The following is a 14,859-nucleotide window of genomic DNA, read 5'->3' on the forward strand; positions in this document are numbered from 1 at the left end:
TAATTTTAAAAAATTAATATTTAAAGATTTTTTATGAATTATACAAAATTACAAGAATTATTGATCAATTTTATAAAAGAACAAGCAAGAGATAAAAATCTCATCTTAGGTTTAAGCGGTGGGATAGATTCAGCTTTAGTAGCTCATCTTTGCAAAAAAGCAGTGGGTGAAAAACTTTTTGTGCTTTTAATGCCTACAAAACATTCTAAAAAAGAAAATTTAGATGATGCGTTAATGCTATGTGATCATTTGCAAATTCATCATAAGATCATTTATATTGATGAAGTACTTTGTGCTTATGAAAAAATTTGTCAAGACTTAAACCATTTACGCTTTGGAAATTTAGCTGCAAGAGTGCGTATGAGCTTGCTTTATGATTATTCAGCTTTACATAATGCTTTAGTGGTAGGCACTTCTAATAAAAGCGAACTTATGCTTGGTTATGGAACTATTTATGGGGATTTAGCTTGTGCTTTTAATCCTTTGGCTACGCTTTATAAAAGTGAAGTTTTTGAGCTTGCTAAATTTATGTGTGTGCATGAAAATTTCATACAAAAAGCCCCTAGTGCTGATCTTTGGCCAAATCAAAGCGATGAAAAAGATCTTGGCTATAAATATGAAGTTTTAGATGAAGTTTTAAAAGCTTTAGAAAATAATCAAAGCTTGGAAAAATTTGATGAAAATTTAAAAAATTTAGTCTTAGAGCGTGTGCAAAATAATGCTTTTAAAAGAAAACTTCCAACAACATTAAAGAATACATATGACTTGGCTTGATCGGTATTTTTTTAAACCTAATTTTTTGCAAAAAACTCTAGCCTTTTTGCTTTTGCCTTTTAGCTTTTTATATATGATCATAGCAATTTTAAATACTAAATTTAAAAAAGAACTTGATTTTAATTTACCCATTATAAGCATAGGTAATCTAACCCTAGGAGGCAATGGAAAAACTCCCATTTGTAAAGCCATAGCAGCTGAGTTTGAAAATTGTTTTATCATCTTAAGAGGCTATAAAAGACAAAGTAAAGGTTTAATCATCGTTAAGCATAAAGATGAAATTTTGTGTGATATTAAAGAAAGTGGCGATGAAGCTATGGAATATGCACTTACAAAGCACATTAGTGGAGTGATAGTAAGCGAAGATAGGGTTAAAGGCATACAAAAAGCTATCGAGCTTGGAGCAAAGATCATACTTTTAGACGATGCTTTTTCTAAATTTCACATTAAAAAGCTTAATATTTTACTGCAAAGTAAAGATGAGCCTTTTTTTGATTTTACCCTACCTAGTGGGGCTTATCGCTTGCCAAAATCTTTTGCTAAAAGGGCTGATTTTATAGCTAAAGAAAATGAAGACTTTGTGCGTTATTCTCATGTAAAAGAAAATCAAAAAGCCATTTTAATAAGCTCCATTGCAAAGCCTTTTAGGTTATATGAACATTTTATCAAAGCTAGAGCTTGTTATTTTTTTGCCGATCATTACACTTTTCAAAAAGAAGAATTAGAAAAACTTTTAAAAAAACACAATTGTGATACCTTAATGCTAACCTTTAAAGACTATGTCAAGGTAAAAGATTTTGGCTTTAAAACAGAATTAATTCATCTTGATATTGTTTTAAAAGATAGCTTTAAACAAGTTTTACAAGATTATATTCATCAATTTAACAAAAAGGAAGAAAATGCTACTACACTCAACCCAAGATAAAAACCATCAAGTAAGCTTTTCAAAAGCCTTACTTAGCCCTAGTGCACCTAATAATGCTTTGTATGCGCCACTTAATCTACCAAAGCTTGATAATAAAGCTTTAAAAAATTTAAGCTACAAAGAATTAGCTTTAAAAATTATCGCTGCATTTGAATTTGATTTAGAGCCTGAAGTTTTTGAAAAAGCTTTGAAAACTTACGAGAGTTTTGATGATAAAACCTGCCCTATTAATTTAAGAAAAATTAATGATAAGCTTTATATTAATGAATTATTCCATGGGCCAACAAGAGCTTTTAAAGATATGGCTTTGCAACCTTTTGGCGTGCTTTTAGAATACTTAAAAAAAGATGATGATTTTTTAATCATGTGCGCTACAAGTGGTGATACAGGACCTGCTACACTAAAAAGCTTTGAAAATAAAAAAGGTATAAAAATAGTTTGTATTTACCCAAATGAAGGCACAAGTAAAACTCAAGCTTTACAAATGACACACTCAAATGCAAGCAATTTAAAATCCATAGCTATTGAAGGTAATTTTGATGATGCGCAAAATGCTCTAAAAACACTTTTAAATGATGAGGATTTTAAAAATACTTTAAAAGAAGAAAAATTAAGTCTAAGTGCTGCAAATTCAGTTAATTTTGGAAGAATACTTTTTCAAATCATCTATCATTATTATGCTAGCTTAAAAATTGATAAAACAATAGACATTATTATTCCAAGTGGAAATTTTGGCGATGCTTTGGGAGCTTATTATGCTAAAAAAATGGGAGCAAATATAGGTAAAATTAAAATTGCTTCCAATTCAAACAATATCTTAAGTGAGTTTTTTAATACAGGCAAATATGATTTAAAAAATAAAAGCTTGCAAAAGACTATTTCTCCTGCTATGGATATACTTATATCATCAAATATAGAACGCTTGCTTTTTGATAAATTTAAAGATGAACGCACCAAAGAGTTAATGCAGGCTTTAAAGAATGAAAAATATTATGAGCTTAGCCAAAAAGAGCTAGAGCTTTTGCAAGAAGACTTTGAAGCTGATTTTTGCAATGATGATGAGTGTATGCAATATATCAAACAATACAGCCACTTAGGACTTTTAGACCCTCACACTTGCACTTGCTTTAAAATGCTTGATTCTAACACTACTACGCTTATCACTTCCACAGCACAATGGAGTAAATTTACCCCAAGTATGTATCAAGCAATTTATAGCAAAGAATGCCAAGATGAACAAGCTTGCATGCAAGAACTTGCAAAAGAATTTAAGCAAGAAATTCATCCAAATATTGCAAGCTTATTTACAAGCACACAAAAGCAAAATCAAGTTTGCAAACTTGAAAATCTAAAACAAACTATTATAGAATGGATAAAACAATGATAATCATACCAGCAAGATTAAAATCAAGTCGTTTTGAAAATAAAATTTTATGTAAAATTGATAATTTACCTATGTTTATTTATACAGCTAAAAAAATGCAAGAAGTTGATGAAGTATGCGTGGCGCTTGATGATGAAGAGGTTTTAAAAATAGCACAAAAACATAATGTAAAAGCAGTTTTAACAAGTAAAAATCACGAAAGTGGCACTGATAGGATCAACGAAGCTTGTCAAATTTTAAAACTAAATGAAAATGAGTTAATCATTAATGTCCAAGCTGATGAGCCTTTTATAGAAACACAAAATATTAAAAATTTTAAGGAATTTAGCCAAAAAGCTTTTGAAGATGAGCTTTGTTTTATGAGTAGTTGTTATAAAGAAATAGATGCAAAAGCTTGCGATGATCCAAATTTGGTTAAAGTAGTTACTGATAGTAATGATTATGCTTTATATTTTTCAAGATCTAAAATTCCTTATGAAAGGGCAAACTATAAACAAAATTTTAAAGCCCACCTTGGAATTTATGCATATAGGGTTAAAAATTTACAAGAATTTTGCACTTTGAAAAACTCAGCTTTAGAAGAATGTGAAAAATTAGAACAATTAAGAGCCTTAGAAAATGGTAAAAAAATCAAAATGTTAAAAATACAAAGCCAAAGCATAGGTATAGATACAAAAGAAGATTATGAAAGGGCTTTAGCTAAATTTGGATCATTTTAAAATTTACCAAGCAAACATTAATGATTTAGAAGATGTATTAATATTAGCAAGTTTATTGTTTAACAAACCCATTGTAAAATTAAAGCATGAATTTGAAAATATATTAAAAGATCAAAAATATGCTGTATTTTTACTTAAAATACAGCAATTGTGTATAGGCTTAGCATATGTTAGTATAAGGTATGATTATGTAGAAGGTAGTTCTAGTATTCCAGTAGGATATCTAGAAGGAATTTACATTAGAGAAAATTTCAGAAAAAAATATTATGCGAAAAAACTACTAACATATTGCGAACAATGGATTTTAAATCAAAAAATTAGTGAATTTGCTAGTGATTGCGAATTACAAAATATTGATAGTTTTAATTTCCATATGCAATGTGGCTTCAAAGAAGTTAATAAAATTATTTGTTTTATAAAAAAACTAAATTAAGGAAAAAAATGAAAAAAATTATTTTACTACTTGCATTGTTTTTTACACTCAATGCAAAAGAATTAATTGTAGGTATGGAATTAGCTTATCCTCCTTTTGAAATGAGCGATACTAAAGGTAATCCAAGTGGTATTAGTGTAGAGTTTCTACAAGCCTTTGCCAAAGAAAAAAACTATGATTTAAAAATCCAAAACATAGCTTGGGATGGACTCATACCTGCTTTAAGAACTCAAAAAATAGATCTCATCATGTCTTCTATGAGTATAAGTGAACAAAGAAAAAAAATAATAGATTTTACCTTGCCTTATGCTAAGGCAAATTTAGCGATATTAAGCGCTAAAAAATCAAATATTAATTCCATAGAAGATTTAAATCAAAAAGAAAAAATCCTTGCTTTAAAAAGAGGTTCAAGTGCACATTTATATGCTCAAAAAAATCTTAAAAACGCAAAAATCTTAGTATTTGATAAAGAAAATGCAGCTATTTTAGAAGTCATTCAAGCTAAAGCTGATGCTTTTATTTATGATCAAATGAGCATTTATAAAGCATGGAAAAAACATCCTGAGCAAACAAAAGCTATTTTTACCCCTTTTGAAAAAACACCTGAGCAATGGGCCATAGCTATAAATAAAAACAATACTAAATTAAAAGAAGAACTCAATGAGTTTATTTTAAAATCTAAAGAAAATGGTTTTTTTGATAAACTAAGTCAAAAATATCTCAAAGATATGCAAGAAGTTTTCAAAGAACAAAAGCTTGAGTTTTTCTTTTAAGAAAAACTCTTTTCAAGCTTTCTTGAAAACATAGAAATAGGCAAAGTTAAAACCAAATAGCAAAGCGCTAAGGGAATATAAATTTCTAAAGTTGAAAAAGTAAAAGCATTGATTTCTTGAGCATTTTGTGTTAATTCTGAAATAGCTATAACACTTAAAAGAGAGCTATCTTTGATCAAATTACTAAGTTGTCCACTTAGTGGCGCTAAGATATTTTTTAAAGCTTGAGGAAAAATTACGCTTTTATAAATTTCAAACTCATTCAAACCCAAAGCCTTAGCACTTTCGTATTGCATTTTATCAACACTTAAAATCCCTGCTCTAAATATTTCACAAATATAAGCACTAGCAAATAAAGCTAAAATCAAAACTCCACAAACATAGCGATTATCAAGCCCCAAATTATCTGCAAAAATATAATAAATCAATAAAATTTGCACTAACAAAGGCGTGCCTCTAACAAGTTCTATAAAAACTCTTGCAAACATATTAAAAAGCACGATTTTACAAAGACTCATATAGCATAAAATCAAAGCAAAAATCATACCTACAATCAAAGATAAAACACTAATAAAAAAACTCGTAAAAAAGCCTTGTATCATTTTATCTTTATATTCATAAATTGCCCCAAAATCAAAATTATAACTAGCGCTTAAAAAAGACAAATAAAAAAATAAAAACAATAAAAAAACCAACAAAAAAGCATTGAATAAAAATACTTTTAGATTAATTTTTTTATGTTCATTAAATTTACTACGTACTATAAAAAGATGACTCAATTCTATCCCTTATTTTTTATCAAATTTTTTAAGTTTTTCATCATTTAAGCTAAGCTCCATTTTGCGAATTTCTTCTTCACCACTACGCACTAATTTTTTATCGTATTTAAAATACTTATTTTTAATTTTATTTGGATATTCCAAAACACTAAGTAAATACTTAAATAAATTAATCCTTGCTTTCTTTTTACTATCTGAATTAATAATCACCCAAGGACATTTTGGTGTATTAGAAGCTAAAAGCATAGAATATTTTGCTAGAGTGTATTTATCCCACAATTCTTGGGATTTTTCATCGACTGGAGATAATTTATATTGTTTTAGCGGATCTGTTCTTCTTTGTTCAAAACGTCTTTTTTGTTCTTGTTTGGAAACTGAAAAATAAAATTTAAAAAATAAAATTCCACTATCAAGCAACATCTCTTCAAAAGAAGCCACCTCGCGCAAGAATTTTTTATGCTCATTTGGAGTACAAAAGCCCATCACAGGTTCAACACCTGCTCTATTATACCATGATCGATCAAAAATCACTATCTCTCCTGCTGCAGGTAAATGTGTTACATAACGTTGAAAATACCACTGAGTTTTCTCTACATCACTTGGTTTTTCAAGCGCTACCACACGACAACCTCTAGGGTTTAAATGCTCAATTAATCTTTTAATAGCACCACCCTTTCCCGCCGCATCGCGTCCTTCGATTAAAATCAAAACCTTTAAACCCTTATCTTTAACATGATTTTGAAATTTCAAAAGCTCAATTTGTAGCCTTTTAAGCTCGCTTTCATATTCAAGTGTTGATTTTTTTACCTTAATGAGAGTAAATTTGTCCTTGTCCATAACAGGCTCCTTAATTTAGGATAATTATTAACTTAAATTTACCACAAATAAGTAAAATAAAATAAATTTAATTTTTAGTTTCAAGGAGAAAAATGCGTTTTTTAGCGGTATTTTTTATTTTTTTGAATTTAGCTTTTGCTAATAATGGAGTATTATCACTCAATGAAGCTTTTAAACTCAATACTCACAGCAACAATCAAGGAATTTTTTTAAAAATCAATCTCGCAGATAGAATTTATCTTTACAAAGATCAAATCAAAGTAGAATTAGACTCTAACGACATTACTTCTTTATTAAATTTCCCACAAACTCAAACTAGAGAAAACAAAGAAGTAATTTTTAGCCAACTTGAACTTTTCATACCTCAATTATTATTAGATGATTTTATTAAAAACAACAAAGCAAAACTTTCCCTAGCTTATCAGGGTTGCTCAGAAGATGGTTTATGTTATCGTCCTGTATATGTAAATTATGAACTTAATAAACAAAATGGAATTTATACTATAAAATCAACCAAAGATCAATTTAAAAAGCAAAATGAAGATGAGCAAATTGCTAATGATTTAAGCACGCAAAATATATTTATCACACTTTTAACTTTTTTTGGTTATGGCTTATTATTAGCACTTACTCCTTGTATTTTACCAATGATACCTATTCTTTCTTCATTAATCGCAATGAAACTCAAAGACAAACCATCTAAAAAACATAGCTTTTATTTATCTTTTATCTATGTCTTTTTTATGTCTTTAGCTTATGCTATAGCAGGTGCTTTAGTAGGCCTTGCAGGAGCTAATGTGCAAGGTTTATTACAACAACCTTGGATTATCATTACTTTTGCAAGTATTTTTGTATTGCTCTCACTTTCTATGTTTGGTCTTTATGAATTACAACTGCCACTTAAATTTCAAAATTTTATCAATAAAAAAATAGAAGGCAAAAACGGAGTTTTTGGTATAGCTATTATGGGCTTTTTATCGGCTCTTATTGTAGGACCTTGCGTGGCTGCACCTTTAGCAGGGGCTTTGCTTTATATTACTAATAGTGGCGATGTATTTTTAGGAGGACTTTCTTTATTTGTGATGAGTTTTGGTATGGGTATGCCTTTACTTTTAATAGGACTTGGAGGAAGTTTTTTAAAAAGTGGAGCTTGGATGCTTAAGATAAAGATTTTCTTTGGCTTTATCATGCTCATCATGGCAGTTTGGATGCTAGAAAGAATACTTAGTGCAAACATCATTTTAATGCTTTATGGGGTTATAGGGGTATTTTTTGCTAGCTTTATGGGGTTATTTGATGAAGCAAAAACTAATTTTGATAAATTTAAAAAAGCAAGTATGATTTTAATTTTAGCTTATAGCTTAAGTCTAATTTTAGGTGGCTCAATGGGCTCAAAAAGCTTGCTAAAACCTCTTGAGTTTAACCTTGCTTCAAAAGAAAATAGCTCTAGTTTAAGTTTTAAAACCATTAAAAATTTAAAAGAGCTTGAGCAAGAATTACAAAATTCTACCAAACCAGTCATGCTTGAATTTACAGCTACTTGGTGTGAAAACTGCAAACTTTTAGAAGAATATACTTTTACAGATACAAAAGTACAAAATTTGCTTGCTAATTACACACTTTTAAAAGCAGATGTAACACACAATAGCCAAGAAGATTTAGCTCTTATGAAAGAATTTGGAGTTTTTGGGCCTCCTGTGATGATATTTTTTAACAAAGGCGAGGAAAAAGGACGCATTATAGGCTATGTAGATGCAAATGAGTTTTTAAGTAAAGTTCCTTAATGAGCTCTATTAAATCTTTACAAATTGGCAAAATCAAAAACTATAATAAATTTCACTCAGCATTTATCAAGGATATTTATTTAAATTCTTTGCAAATTTATACAGATTATATTCTTGATAATGAAATAGCTGATAAAATTCATCATGGAAATTTAGAAAAAGTTGTTTTTGCAAATAGTGTGCAAAACTATACTTTATGGAATAATTATTTAAATAAATACTTAAATTTTGGAGAAATGGGAGAGAATTTAAGTATTGATGGTTTAAACGAATATAATGTTTGTTGTGGAGATATGCATGAGATAGGTACTTGTATTTTGCAAGTAAGTCAACCGCGCAAGCCTTGTTTTAAAATTTCTAGCATACACAATCACTTAAATTTCACTCAAGAAATTTTCAAAAGTGGAAGAACTGGATGGTATTATAGAGTCTTAAAAGAAGGTGTAATGAACAAAAATGACAAAATCAAAATCTTACAAAAAGATGAAACTAATTTAAGCATTATGGAGTTAAATCAATTATTTTTTAATCCTTTTAAAAATTCAAATTCTTTAGAAAAATTAGAAAAAATTTCCACCCTAGCAAAAGGATGGAAAGAGAGTATTCAGGCTAGATTAAATCATACTTATGATGATTCTTATATGTTTATTTAAAAAATCCTTTTATCCCTATAAGCTGATATTGCCATAGTTTTTCTATAAAAATTTTAAGTTTTATTGCCAAAAGACCACTAATTGGTTTATGTAAAACCGTTCCAACTGCATAATCCTTTCCGATTGAACAAACGGTATTTCCACTTATAAAAGAAAATTCTTGCTTAAATTCTTTCTCATCAATCATAGCCATTAAAGCTTTGGCTACATAAGCTCCTTCTCTTAATGCAAGCTGGGCTGTTGGAGGATAAGGAGTGTTGGTTTTAGGATTTTTAAATAAACTATTATCACCTATAAAAAAGTATTTTGATGGATTTTCAACATTTAAAGGATGCATGAAAGCATCTACTTCTATACGCGATCTTGCACTTGGAAAATCAGAGCTATTTTCTATAACGCTATTACCTCTAACCCCTGCAGTCCAAATGATAGTATTAGCTTTAACAAATTCTCCCCCATCAAGTCTTATACCATTTTTTTCACATTCTATGATTTTAGATTTTTCATATACTTTCACACCAAGCGCTTCTAGTCTTTGCTTTGCTTTTAAAGCCAAACTTTTATCAAACATAGGTAAAATTTGATCCATAGCCTCAATAATAGAAAGTTCTAATTTCTCATAAGTAATTTGCTCTTTTTGGCAAAAGAATTTAAGCTCTTTAGCTAAAGAAGCTACAAATTCAACCCCGCTTAAGCCCCCGCCACAAACTGTGATTTTTAAATCATCTTCATTTTGGGTGGTTTTATAATTTTTTATTTTCTCATATATTATTTCATTAATTTTTAAAGCATTTTCATAATTGTCTATACTCAAAGCATATTCTTGCATACCTTTAATGCCAAAAGTTTCTTTAGCAAAACCAAGCCCACATACTAAAATATCAAAGTCAAATTCATTATTTTTAGTAAAAACTTTGTCTTTAGAAATTTTTAAAACTTCATCTTGGATAAAGTTGATTTTTGGATTTAATAAAGGCAAAAGATCATATTTTGAACTATAAATATCTTCATTGGAAGCTACTTTGTGTAGTAAAATAGTATGATAATGATAAGAATTGTTATTAATCAAACTCACTTGTGCTTTTTCAAAAAACTCATCAGGTAAGGCTTTTATAGCCGATAAAGTAGCATATCCTGCACCTAAAAACAAAATTTTCTTTTTTTGCATGGATTTTCCTTTAATTTGATAAAAAAATAAATAAAAATTTGGCATAATGGTATTATTTTTTATCTTAAAATATTTTTTATTTAAAATTAGCAAGGAAAAAGCATGCAAAGACAAACTTGGAGCAATACGCTAACTTATATCCTTACAGTAGCAGGAGCGACTATTGGTTTTGGAGCCACTTGGCGTTTTCCATATTTAGTAGGTGAAAATGGAGGCGGTGCTTATGTTTTGGCCTTTTGTATAGCTATGATTTTTATAGGAATTCCTGTGATTTTGGTCGAAAATGTCATAGGAAGACGCAGAATGCTAAATTCAGTTGATGCTTTTGGCGGAAAAACAAGTGATGGAGTTAAAATATCTAATTCTTGGCAAGGTGTTGGCTACATGGGACTTTTGGGAAGTTTTGGAATCATGGCTTATTATATGGTAATAGGCGGATGGGTTTTAGCTTATATTTTTAAAATTATCATAGGCGATTTTAATCTTTCAAGTCCCATTAATGCTCAATATACAAGCGAATTTTATAACTCAACCATAGAAAATAATCCTTTATTAATAGGAATTTTTACTACTATATTTGTGATAATTAATTGGATTATCTTAAAAAAAGGTGTGATTGATGGCATAGAAAAATCAGTAAAATACCTTATGCCATTTTTGTTTATCTGCCTTTTGGTTGTTGTTGCACGCAATTTAACTCTTGAAGGAGCAAGCGAGGGTGTGAAATTTTACCTTACTCCTGATCTTTCTAAAATCACTCCCAAATTGTTTATAGATGTTTTAGGACAAGTATTTTTTGCCCTATCTTTAGGCTTTGGGGTAATGATAACCTTATCATCTCACCTTAAAAAAAATGAGAATTTAATCAAAACTTCTGTTTATACAGGAATTTTAAATACCCTCATAGCAGTACTTGCTGGTTTTATGATTTTCCCGGCTTTATTTAGCGTAGGATTAACCCCTGATAGTGGGCCATCTTTGGTTTTTAAAACCTTACCTGTTGCATTTTCACATATACCTTTTGGAAGTATAATTTGCGTGTTTTTCTTTTTACTTTTAATCATCGCTGCACTTACCACAAGCTTACCAATTTATCAAGTAATCATCAGTGTTTTAGAAGAAAAATTTAAACTAGCTAAAAATACCGCTATCAATCTAACACTTGGAAGTATTTTTGTCTTGGGAAATTTACCATGTATACTTACTTATGGTCCTTTAAAAGATATTACTATCATCAAAGAAAAAAATATTTTTGATAGCTTTGATTTTATTAGTGGAAATATATTCTTTGTTTTAACCGCATTCTTTTGTTGTCTATATGTAGGTTGGGTGCTTAAAAAAGATGCTATTTATGAACTTTCTAATCAAAATACACTAAAAGGAAGTATTTTTAAACTATGGTATTATTATGTTAAATTTATTATACCTTTGATTATCTTAGTGATTTTTTATTTTGGTATTTTTTAGTTTATATTCATAACGCTTTAACATGCTTATATTTCCTTCAAGGCCTCCTTGATGGATATATAAGATTTTTCCACCAAGTTGCTCTTTATGAGCTAATAAAGTTTTAAAACCCACCATATCATAAAGCAGATCAAACTCTACTCCACATTCTTTTTTTAGATCTTGATAAAGCTCATAAAATTCCAAATAAGGCTTAGCAAAATGATATTTTTTAGGTGGGTTTAATATGGTTAAATTATCAAAATCATAATTTGACTCTAAGCTTAAAATTTGCTCTTTTAAATACGCACTATCACCTACACAAGCACATGTAAAAACTTTAAATTTACTATATTTAGCCAAAAAAGCCGCAGAAGTTCCTGTACCTGAGGGTAAAAAAATACTTACATTTTCATTCAACTGCCCACTAAGCTCTAAGGCTAGTTGTTGGTATCCAAATTCAGCTTCTTTTATAGCCACACCCTCTTCTATAAAAACATCATCATCTTTTTTTAAGGCTAAAGCTTGTAATCTTCTTGTAGGATAATTTGTATTTTCTATCAACTCCACATTATGTTTTAATGCAAAATCTAAATTTCCATGGGGATTTTCTTTTAAAAAAGAACTCATTTTTTCACAAACAAAAATAAGTGAAAAATCATTTTCGTAACAAAACTTAGCTAAAGCAACTAAAGCATTACTTTGAGAAGAACCAAAAGAAATAAATCTTTGTCCTTTTTTAAATAAATGTTTGTTTTTTTCAAAAAAGGCTAGTTTTCTAGCCTTATTTCCATTGATATAACCTAATAAATCATCTCTTTTGAGTAAAAATTCAAAATCTTTGTATTTTAAAACATCAATTCTACTTGCTTTCAAGGTATTTTTCAACCTTTTCTAAGGCATTATTTGTATTGATATTAAACTTAATCTCTATTCTGCGGCTTGCTTCTTTGTCTTCTTTACCGTCTTTCATAATCACATCAGAATAAGACCTACCACTTGCCATTAAAAGTTTTTGCAATCTTGGATCTTTATAAAATGAGTGTATAAAACTCATCACAGCATAAGCTCTTTTTTGTGATAAATCAAGATTATATATATAAGAACCTGCACTATCCGTATGCCCTTCTATAACTATATTTTCTATACTATTTAAGATATTTTCATCTTTTAAAATATTGTCAAAATACTGCGTTAAAATCGCTTTCAAATTCTCTTTTGCATGCGCTTTTAAAGTAAAAGAATTTGTATCAAAAAGCACTTCAGAAGGCAACACTATCGCTCCTGTATTAGAATCTAGAGTAATATTAGTATCAAATTTAGCTTGAAGATTTTTAATGGTATTTTCTTTGATTAAACCTAGTTCTTTGATTTTACTTTTTGCCTCATCAAAATTACGCTCCAATTCTTTGATTTCTTCATCTTTTTTGTTTAATCTCTCAAGCAAAGCAAAAATTTGCTGATCTTTTTCATCCAAACTTGAATTTAAATCTTGATTAAGTTTAGTAATATTAGCCTCTAAAGCCTGTTTTTGCTTATTAACATCATCAAGCGTACTTGAAGTATTATTTAGTTTTTGACTAAGATTTTTTAAAATATCTTCTTTTTGGTTTAACTCCTCTTTGTTTTCTCTTAAACGCTCTTCTTGTTTTTGTAGATTTTCTTTTATGATTTGCAAATCACTTTGAGTTAAAACATACTTAACAACTATAGCTCCAATAAGCAAAATAAATATAAAAAGCAAGCCCGCCATTAAATCTGCATAAGCTATCCAAAAGTTATTTTCTTCATTGTTAGAATTATTTTTTATCATCTATTTTTTCATCTTCTTTTTGATTTTCAAGCTTTGCAATAACTTGTGTGGTTTGCTCATCTAATTCTTTGCTTTCTTCTTTAAATTCTTGCATTAGTGAAATTTTTTCGTCAATATTTTTTTCATCTTCATAAGCTTCTTTAAAAGTATGCATACCCTCTATAATACTTGCCCTAAAGCCTTCAAAAAGCTTAGTTTGATTATCAAGCATAAGATTTTGATATTTTTCAATATTATTTGAAAAATTATTTACCTTTTCATCTAAAGCACTCACACTTTTATCTAAATGCACAATCTTATCTGAACTCACATCTAAGAGTCTATTATATTGCTCTGAAATTCTTAAGGTTAAATCTTTTATGTTTGAATTTAACATATTTACCGCATTTGCAATCTCGCTATAAGTTTTAACTATATCTTTTTGCTCTCTTTGGGTTTTAGATAAATCACTCATAGTTTGTTTTACATGCTCACTGCTTAATCTTACAGCTTTTTCCTCAGCATTTACAAGCTCTTGAAAAACTTTGAATTTTCTATCTATTGTATTATCTAGTTCTTTAAAAAATTCCTCATTGCTTACATGTTCAAAAATCGTGCCTATTTTTTCAAAATGTTGCAAACTTTCTTGAAGGTATTTTCTATCAATTTCTTCTTTAGACCAAAAAAAATCGCTTGTTGCGTTTTTTTGACGATTTAGAAGTTTTTGGAATTTACTACTACCGTATTTTTCAAAAAATATCCACCAAAGTGCTAAGAAAATTCCATAAATTGATACATAAAAGGCTGTTCCTACTCCATTTAATAAAACTGAAATCTCTTGTTCTAAGCCTGCTGTGTCGCTTGAATTAAAATTTGGCATAGACATGGCTATACTTATAAAAGTTCCTAAAATACCAAGCATAGGAAAAATAGCTGCACCCACAGAAGCAAAATTTTCATTTCTCAAATCTTTCACATAAGCATATGCAAAATCATCAAAGCTAGCATTTGACTTTGTTTCTTTACCTATAACTAAAAAATGCTTCATAATATAGCGTTTTAATATCAGCTTAAACTCATCTTTTTGTTGCTCAAAAATACTTGAAGCATAATCAGCACTATGTCTAGCAAAGATCAAAGCCACTAAAAAGATAATCCCTATCATTACAACACTATGTAATTCTACTTTAAAATCAATCTTTCCAAAATACCCTAAAAGCACTAAAATATACAATATAGCAGGGATAAAAATAATCTTTAAATAAGCAACAATTCCTGTACTACCTTTTCCTTCAGGTAATACAAGATCAGAAAAATCATCAGTTGTTTTAACTTCCATTTTATAAACCTTTGTTAATTTTACTCTAAAAATTTAAAATCTTCACAGGAAAA

15 protein-coding genes are annotated in these 14,859 nt (G+C 28.9%); 9 read left to right on the forward strand and 6 right to left on the reverse strand.

All coding sequences use genetic code 11. From position 1 onward, the window contains the following. Positions 1-33: 33 nt before the first annotated feature. Genes L8X40_RS01450 through L8X40_RS01475 form a run of 6 tightly spaced genes read left to right on the forward strand, consistent with a single transcriptional unit; the run spans position 34 to position 5,008 of the window. Entirely contained in the window at positions 34-774 is a 741-nt protein-coding gene (locus tag L8X40_RS01450) for an NAD+ synthase (RefSeq protein ID WP_263667156.1), read from the forward strand. After that, entirely contained in the window at positions 761-1,699 is a 939-nt protein-coding gene (locus L8X40_RS01455; RefSeq protein ID WP_263667157.1) for a tetraacyldisaccharide 4'-kinase, read from the forward strand. The genes L8X40_RS01450 and L8X40_RS01455 overlap by 14 nt, the downstream gene beginning before the upstream one ends. Then, on the forward strand, positions 1,674-3,083 hold the full coding sequence (thrC, locus tag L8X40_RS01460; RefSeq protein WP_263667158.1) for a threonine synthase: 1,410 nt from the start codon (positions 1,674-1,676) through the stop codon (positions 3,081-3,083). The genes L8X40_RS01455 and thrC overlap by 26 nt, the downstream gene beginning before the upstream one ends. Next, on the forward strand, positions 3,080-3,802 hold the full coding sequence (kdsB, locus tag L8X40_RS01465) for a 3-deoxy-manno-octulosonate cytidylyltransferase (RefSeq protein WP_087699932.1): 723 nt from the start codon (positions 3,080-3,082) through the stop codon (positions 3,800-3,802). Before thrC ends, kdsB begins: the two co-directional genes overlap by 4 nt. Further along, on the forward strand, positions 3,789-4,235 hold the full coding sequence (gene aac(6') / locus L8X40_RS01470; RefSeq protein ID WP_087699930.1) for an aminoglycoside 6'-N-acetyltransferase: 447 nt from the start codon (positions 3,789-3,791) through the stop codon (positions 4,233-4,235). The genes kdsB and aac(6') overlap by 14 nt, the downstream gene beginning before the upstream one ends. Before the next feature lie 8 nt (positions 4,236-4,243). Continuing rightward, a complete protein-coding gene (locus L8X40_RS01475) occupies positions 4,244-5,008 on the forward strand; it encodes a transporter substrate-binding domain-containing protein (protein ID WP_214136154.1) in 765 nt (254 codons plus the stop codon). Here the strand turns inward: L8X40_RS01475 and L8X40_RS01480 are convergent. Further along, positions 5,005-5,787, reverse strand: coding sequence for an amino acid ABC transporter permease (locus L8X40_RS01480; RefSeq protein ID WP_214126903.1), 783 nt, complete (start codon positions 5,785-5,787; stop codon positions 5,005-5,007). The two genes, L8X40_RS01475 and L8X40_RS01480, sit on opposite strands and share 4 nt — an antisense overlap. A gap of 9 nt (positions 5,788-5,796) precedes the next feature. Continuing rightward, positions 5,797-6,624, reverse strand: a complete 828-nt coding sequence (gene ppk2, locus L8X40_RS01485) for a polyphosphate kinase 2 (protein WP_087699924.1) — start codon at positions 6,622-6,624, stop codon at positions 5,797-5,799. Positions 6,625-6,716: 92 nt separating this feature from the next. Between ppk2 and dsbD the strand changes: the two genes are divergently transcribed. Then, complete coding sequence (gene dsbD, locus L8X40_RS01490; protein ID WP_261544828.1) at positions 6,717-8,408, forward strand: protein-disulfide reductase DsbD; 1,692 nt, start codon at positions 6,717-6,719, stop codon at positions 8,406-8,408. Continuing rightward, positions 8,408-9,061 carry an MOSC domain-containing protein gene (locus L8X40_RS01495; RefSeq protein WP_261529713.1) on the forward strand — a complete coding sequence of 218 codons (654 nt, stop codon included), beginning with the start codon at positions 8,408-8,410 and terminating at the stop codon, positions 9,059-9,061. Before dsbD ends, L8X40_RS01495 begins: the two co-directional genes overlap by 1 nt. Here the strand turns inward: L8X40_RS01495 and L8X40_RS01500 are convergent. Then, positions 9,054-10,229 carry an NAD(P)/FAD-dependent oxidoreductase gene (locus tag L8X40_RS01500; RefSeq protein ID WP_263667159.1) on the reverse strand — a complete coding sequence of 392 codons (1,176 nt, stop codon included), beginning with the start codon at positions 10,227-10,229 and terminating at the stop codon, positions 9,054-9,056. The genes L8X40_RS01495 and L8X40_RS01500 overlap by 8 nt on opposite strands. Positions 10,230-10,331: 102 nt before the next feature. On the opposite strand from L8X40_RS01500, the gene L8X40_RS01505 reads away from it, so the two are divergent. Continuing rightward, entirely contained in the window at positions 10,332-11,696 is a 1,365-nt protein-coding gene (locus L8X40_RS01505) for a sodium-dependent transporter (RefSeq protein ID WP_087699915.1), read from the forward strand. Here L8X40_RS01505 and L8X40_RS01510 read toward each other — a convergent pair. The 3 genes from L8X40_RS01510 to L8X40_RS01520 are packed head-to-tail and all read right to left on the reverse strand — an operon-like array spanning position 11,667 to position 14,806. Beyond that, complete coding sequence (locus L8X40_RS01510; RefSeq protein ID WP_263667160.1) at positions 11,667-12,551, reverse strand: 1-aminocyclopropane-1-carboxylate deaminase/D-cysteine desulfhydrase; 885 nt, start codon at positions 12,549-12,551, stop codon at positions 11,667-11,669. The genes L8X40_RS01505 and L8X40_RS01510 overlap by 30 nt on opposite strands. Further along, positions 12,538-13,488 carry an OmpA family protein gene (locus tag L8X40_RS01515; RefSeq protein ID WP_214100397.1) on the reverse strand — a complete coding sequence of 317 codons (951 nt, stop codon included), beginning with the start codon at positions 13,486-13,488 and terminating at the stop codon, positions 12,538-12,540. The genes L8X40_RS01510 and L8X40_RS01515 overlap by 14 nt, the downstream gene beginning before the upstream one ends. After that, positions 13,475-14,806 (reverse strand): MotA/TolQ/ExbB proton channel family protein, encoded by a 1,332-nt coding sequence (locus L8X40_RS01520; RefSeq protein ID WP_039626332.1) that lies wholly within the window; start codon positions 14,804-14,806, stop codon positions 13,475-13,477. Before L8X40_RS01520 ends, L8X40_RS01515 begins: the two co-directional genes overlap by 14 nt. Positions 14,807-14,859 lie beyond the last annotated feature (53 nt).

This window comes from Campylobacter sp. CNRCH_2013_0855 (assembly GCF_025773025.1).
GTDB lineage: Bacteria > Campylobacterota > Campylobacteria > Campylobacterales > Campylobacteraceae > Campylobacter_D > Campylobacter_D jejuni_C.

Bases quoted from the DNA above. Each gene is read 5' to 3' on its own strand.
- L8X40_RS01450 (WP_263667156.1), top strand. From the start codon at position 34: ATGAATTATACAAAATTACAAGAATTATTGATCAATTTTATAAAAGAA.
- L8X40_RS01455 (WP_263667157.1), top strand. From the start codon at position 761: ATGACTTGGCTTGATCGGTATTTTTTTAAACCTAATTTTTTGCAAAAA.
- thrC (WP_263667158.1), top strand. From the start codon at position 1,674: ATGCTACTACACTCAACCCAAGATAAAAACCATCAAGTAAGCTTTTCA.
- kdsB (WP_087699932.1), top strand. From the start codon at position 3,080: ATGATAATCATACCAGCAAGATTAAAATCAAGTCGTTTTGAAAATAAA.
- L8X40_RS01475 (WP_214136154.1), top strand. From the start codon at position 4,244: ATGAAAAAAATTATTTTACTACTTGCATTGTTTTTTACACTCAATGCA.
- ppk2 (WP_087699924.1), bottom strand. From the start codon at position 6,624: ATGGACAAGGACAAATTTACTCTCATTAAGGTAAAAAAATCAACACTT.
- dsbD (WP_261544828.1), top strand. From the start codon at position 6,717: ATGCGTTTTTTAGCGGTATTTTTTATTTTTTTGAATTTAGCTTTTGCT.
- L8X40_RS01495 (WP_261529713.1), top strand. From the start codon at position 8,408: ATGAGCTCTATTAAATCTTTACAAATTGGCAAAATCAAAAACTATAAT.
- L8X40_RS01500 (WP_263667159.1), bottom strand. From the start codon at position 10,229: ATGCAAAAAAAGAAAATTTTGTTTTTAGGTGCAGGATATGCTACTTTA.
- L8X40_RS01505 (WP_087699915.1), top strand. From the start codon at position 10,332: ATGCAAAGACAAACTTGGAGCAATACGCTAACTTATATCCTTACAGTA.
- L8X40_RS01515 (WP_214100397.1), bottom strand. From the start codon at position 13,488: ATGATAAAAAATAATTCTAACAATGAAGAAAATAACTTTTGGATAGCT.
- L8X40_RS01520 (WP_039626332.1), bottom strand. From the start codon at position 14,806: ATGGAAGTTAAAACAACTGATGATTTTTCTGATCTTGTATTACCTGAA.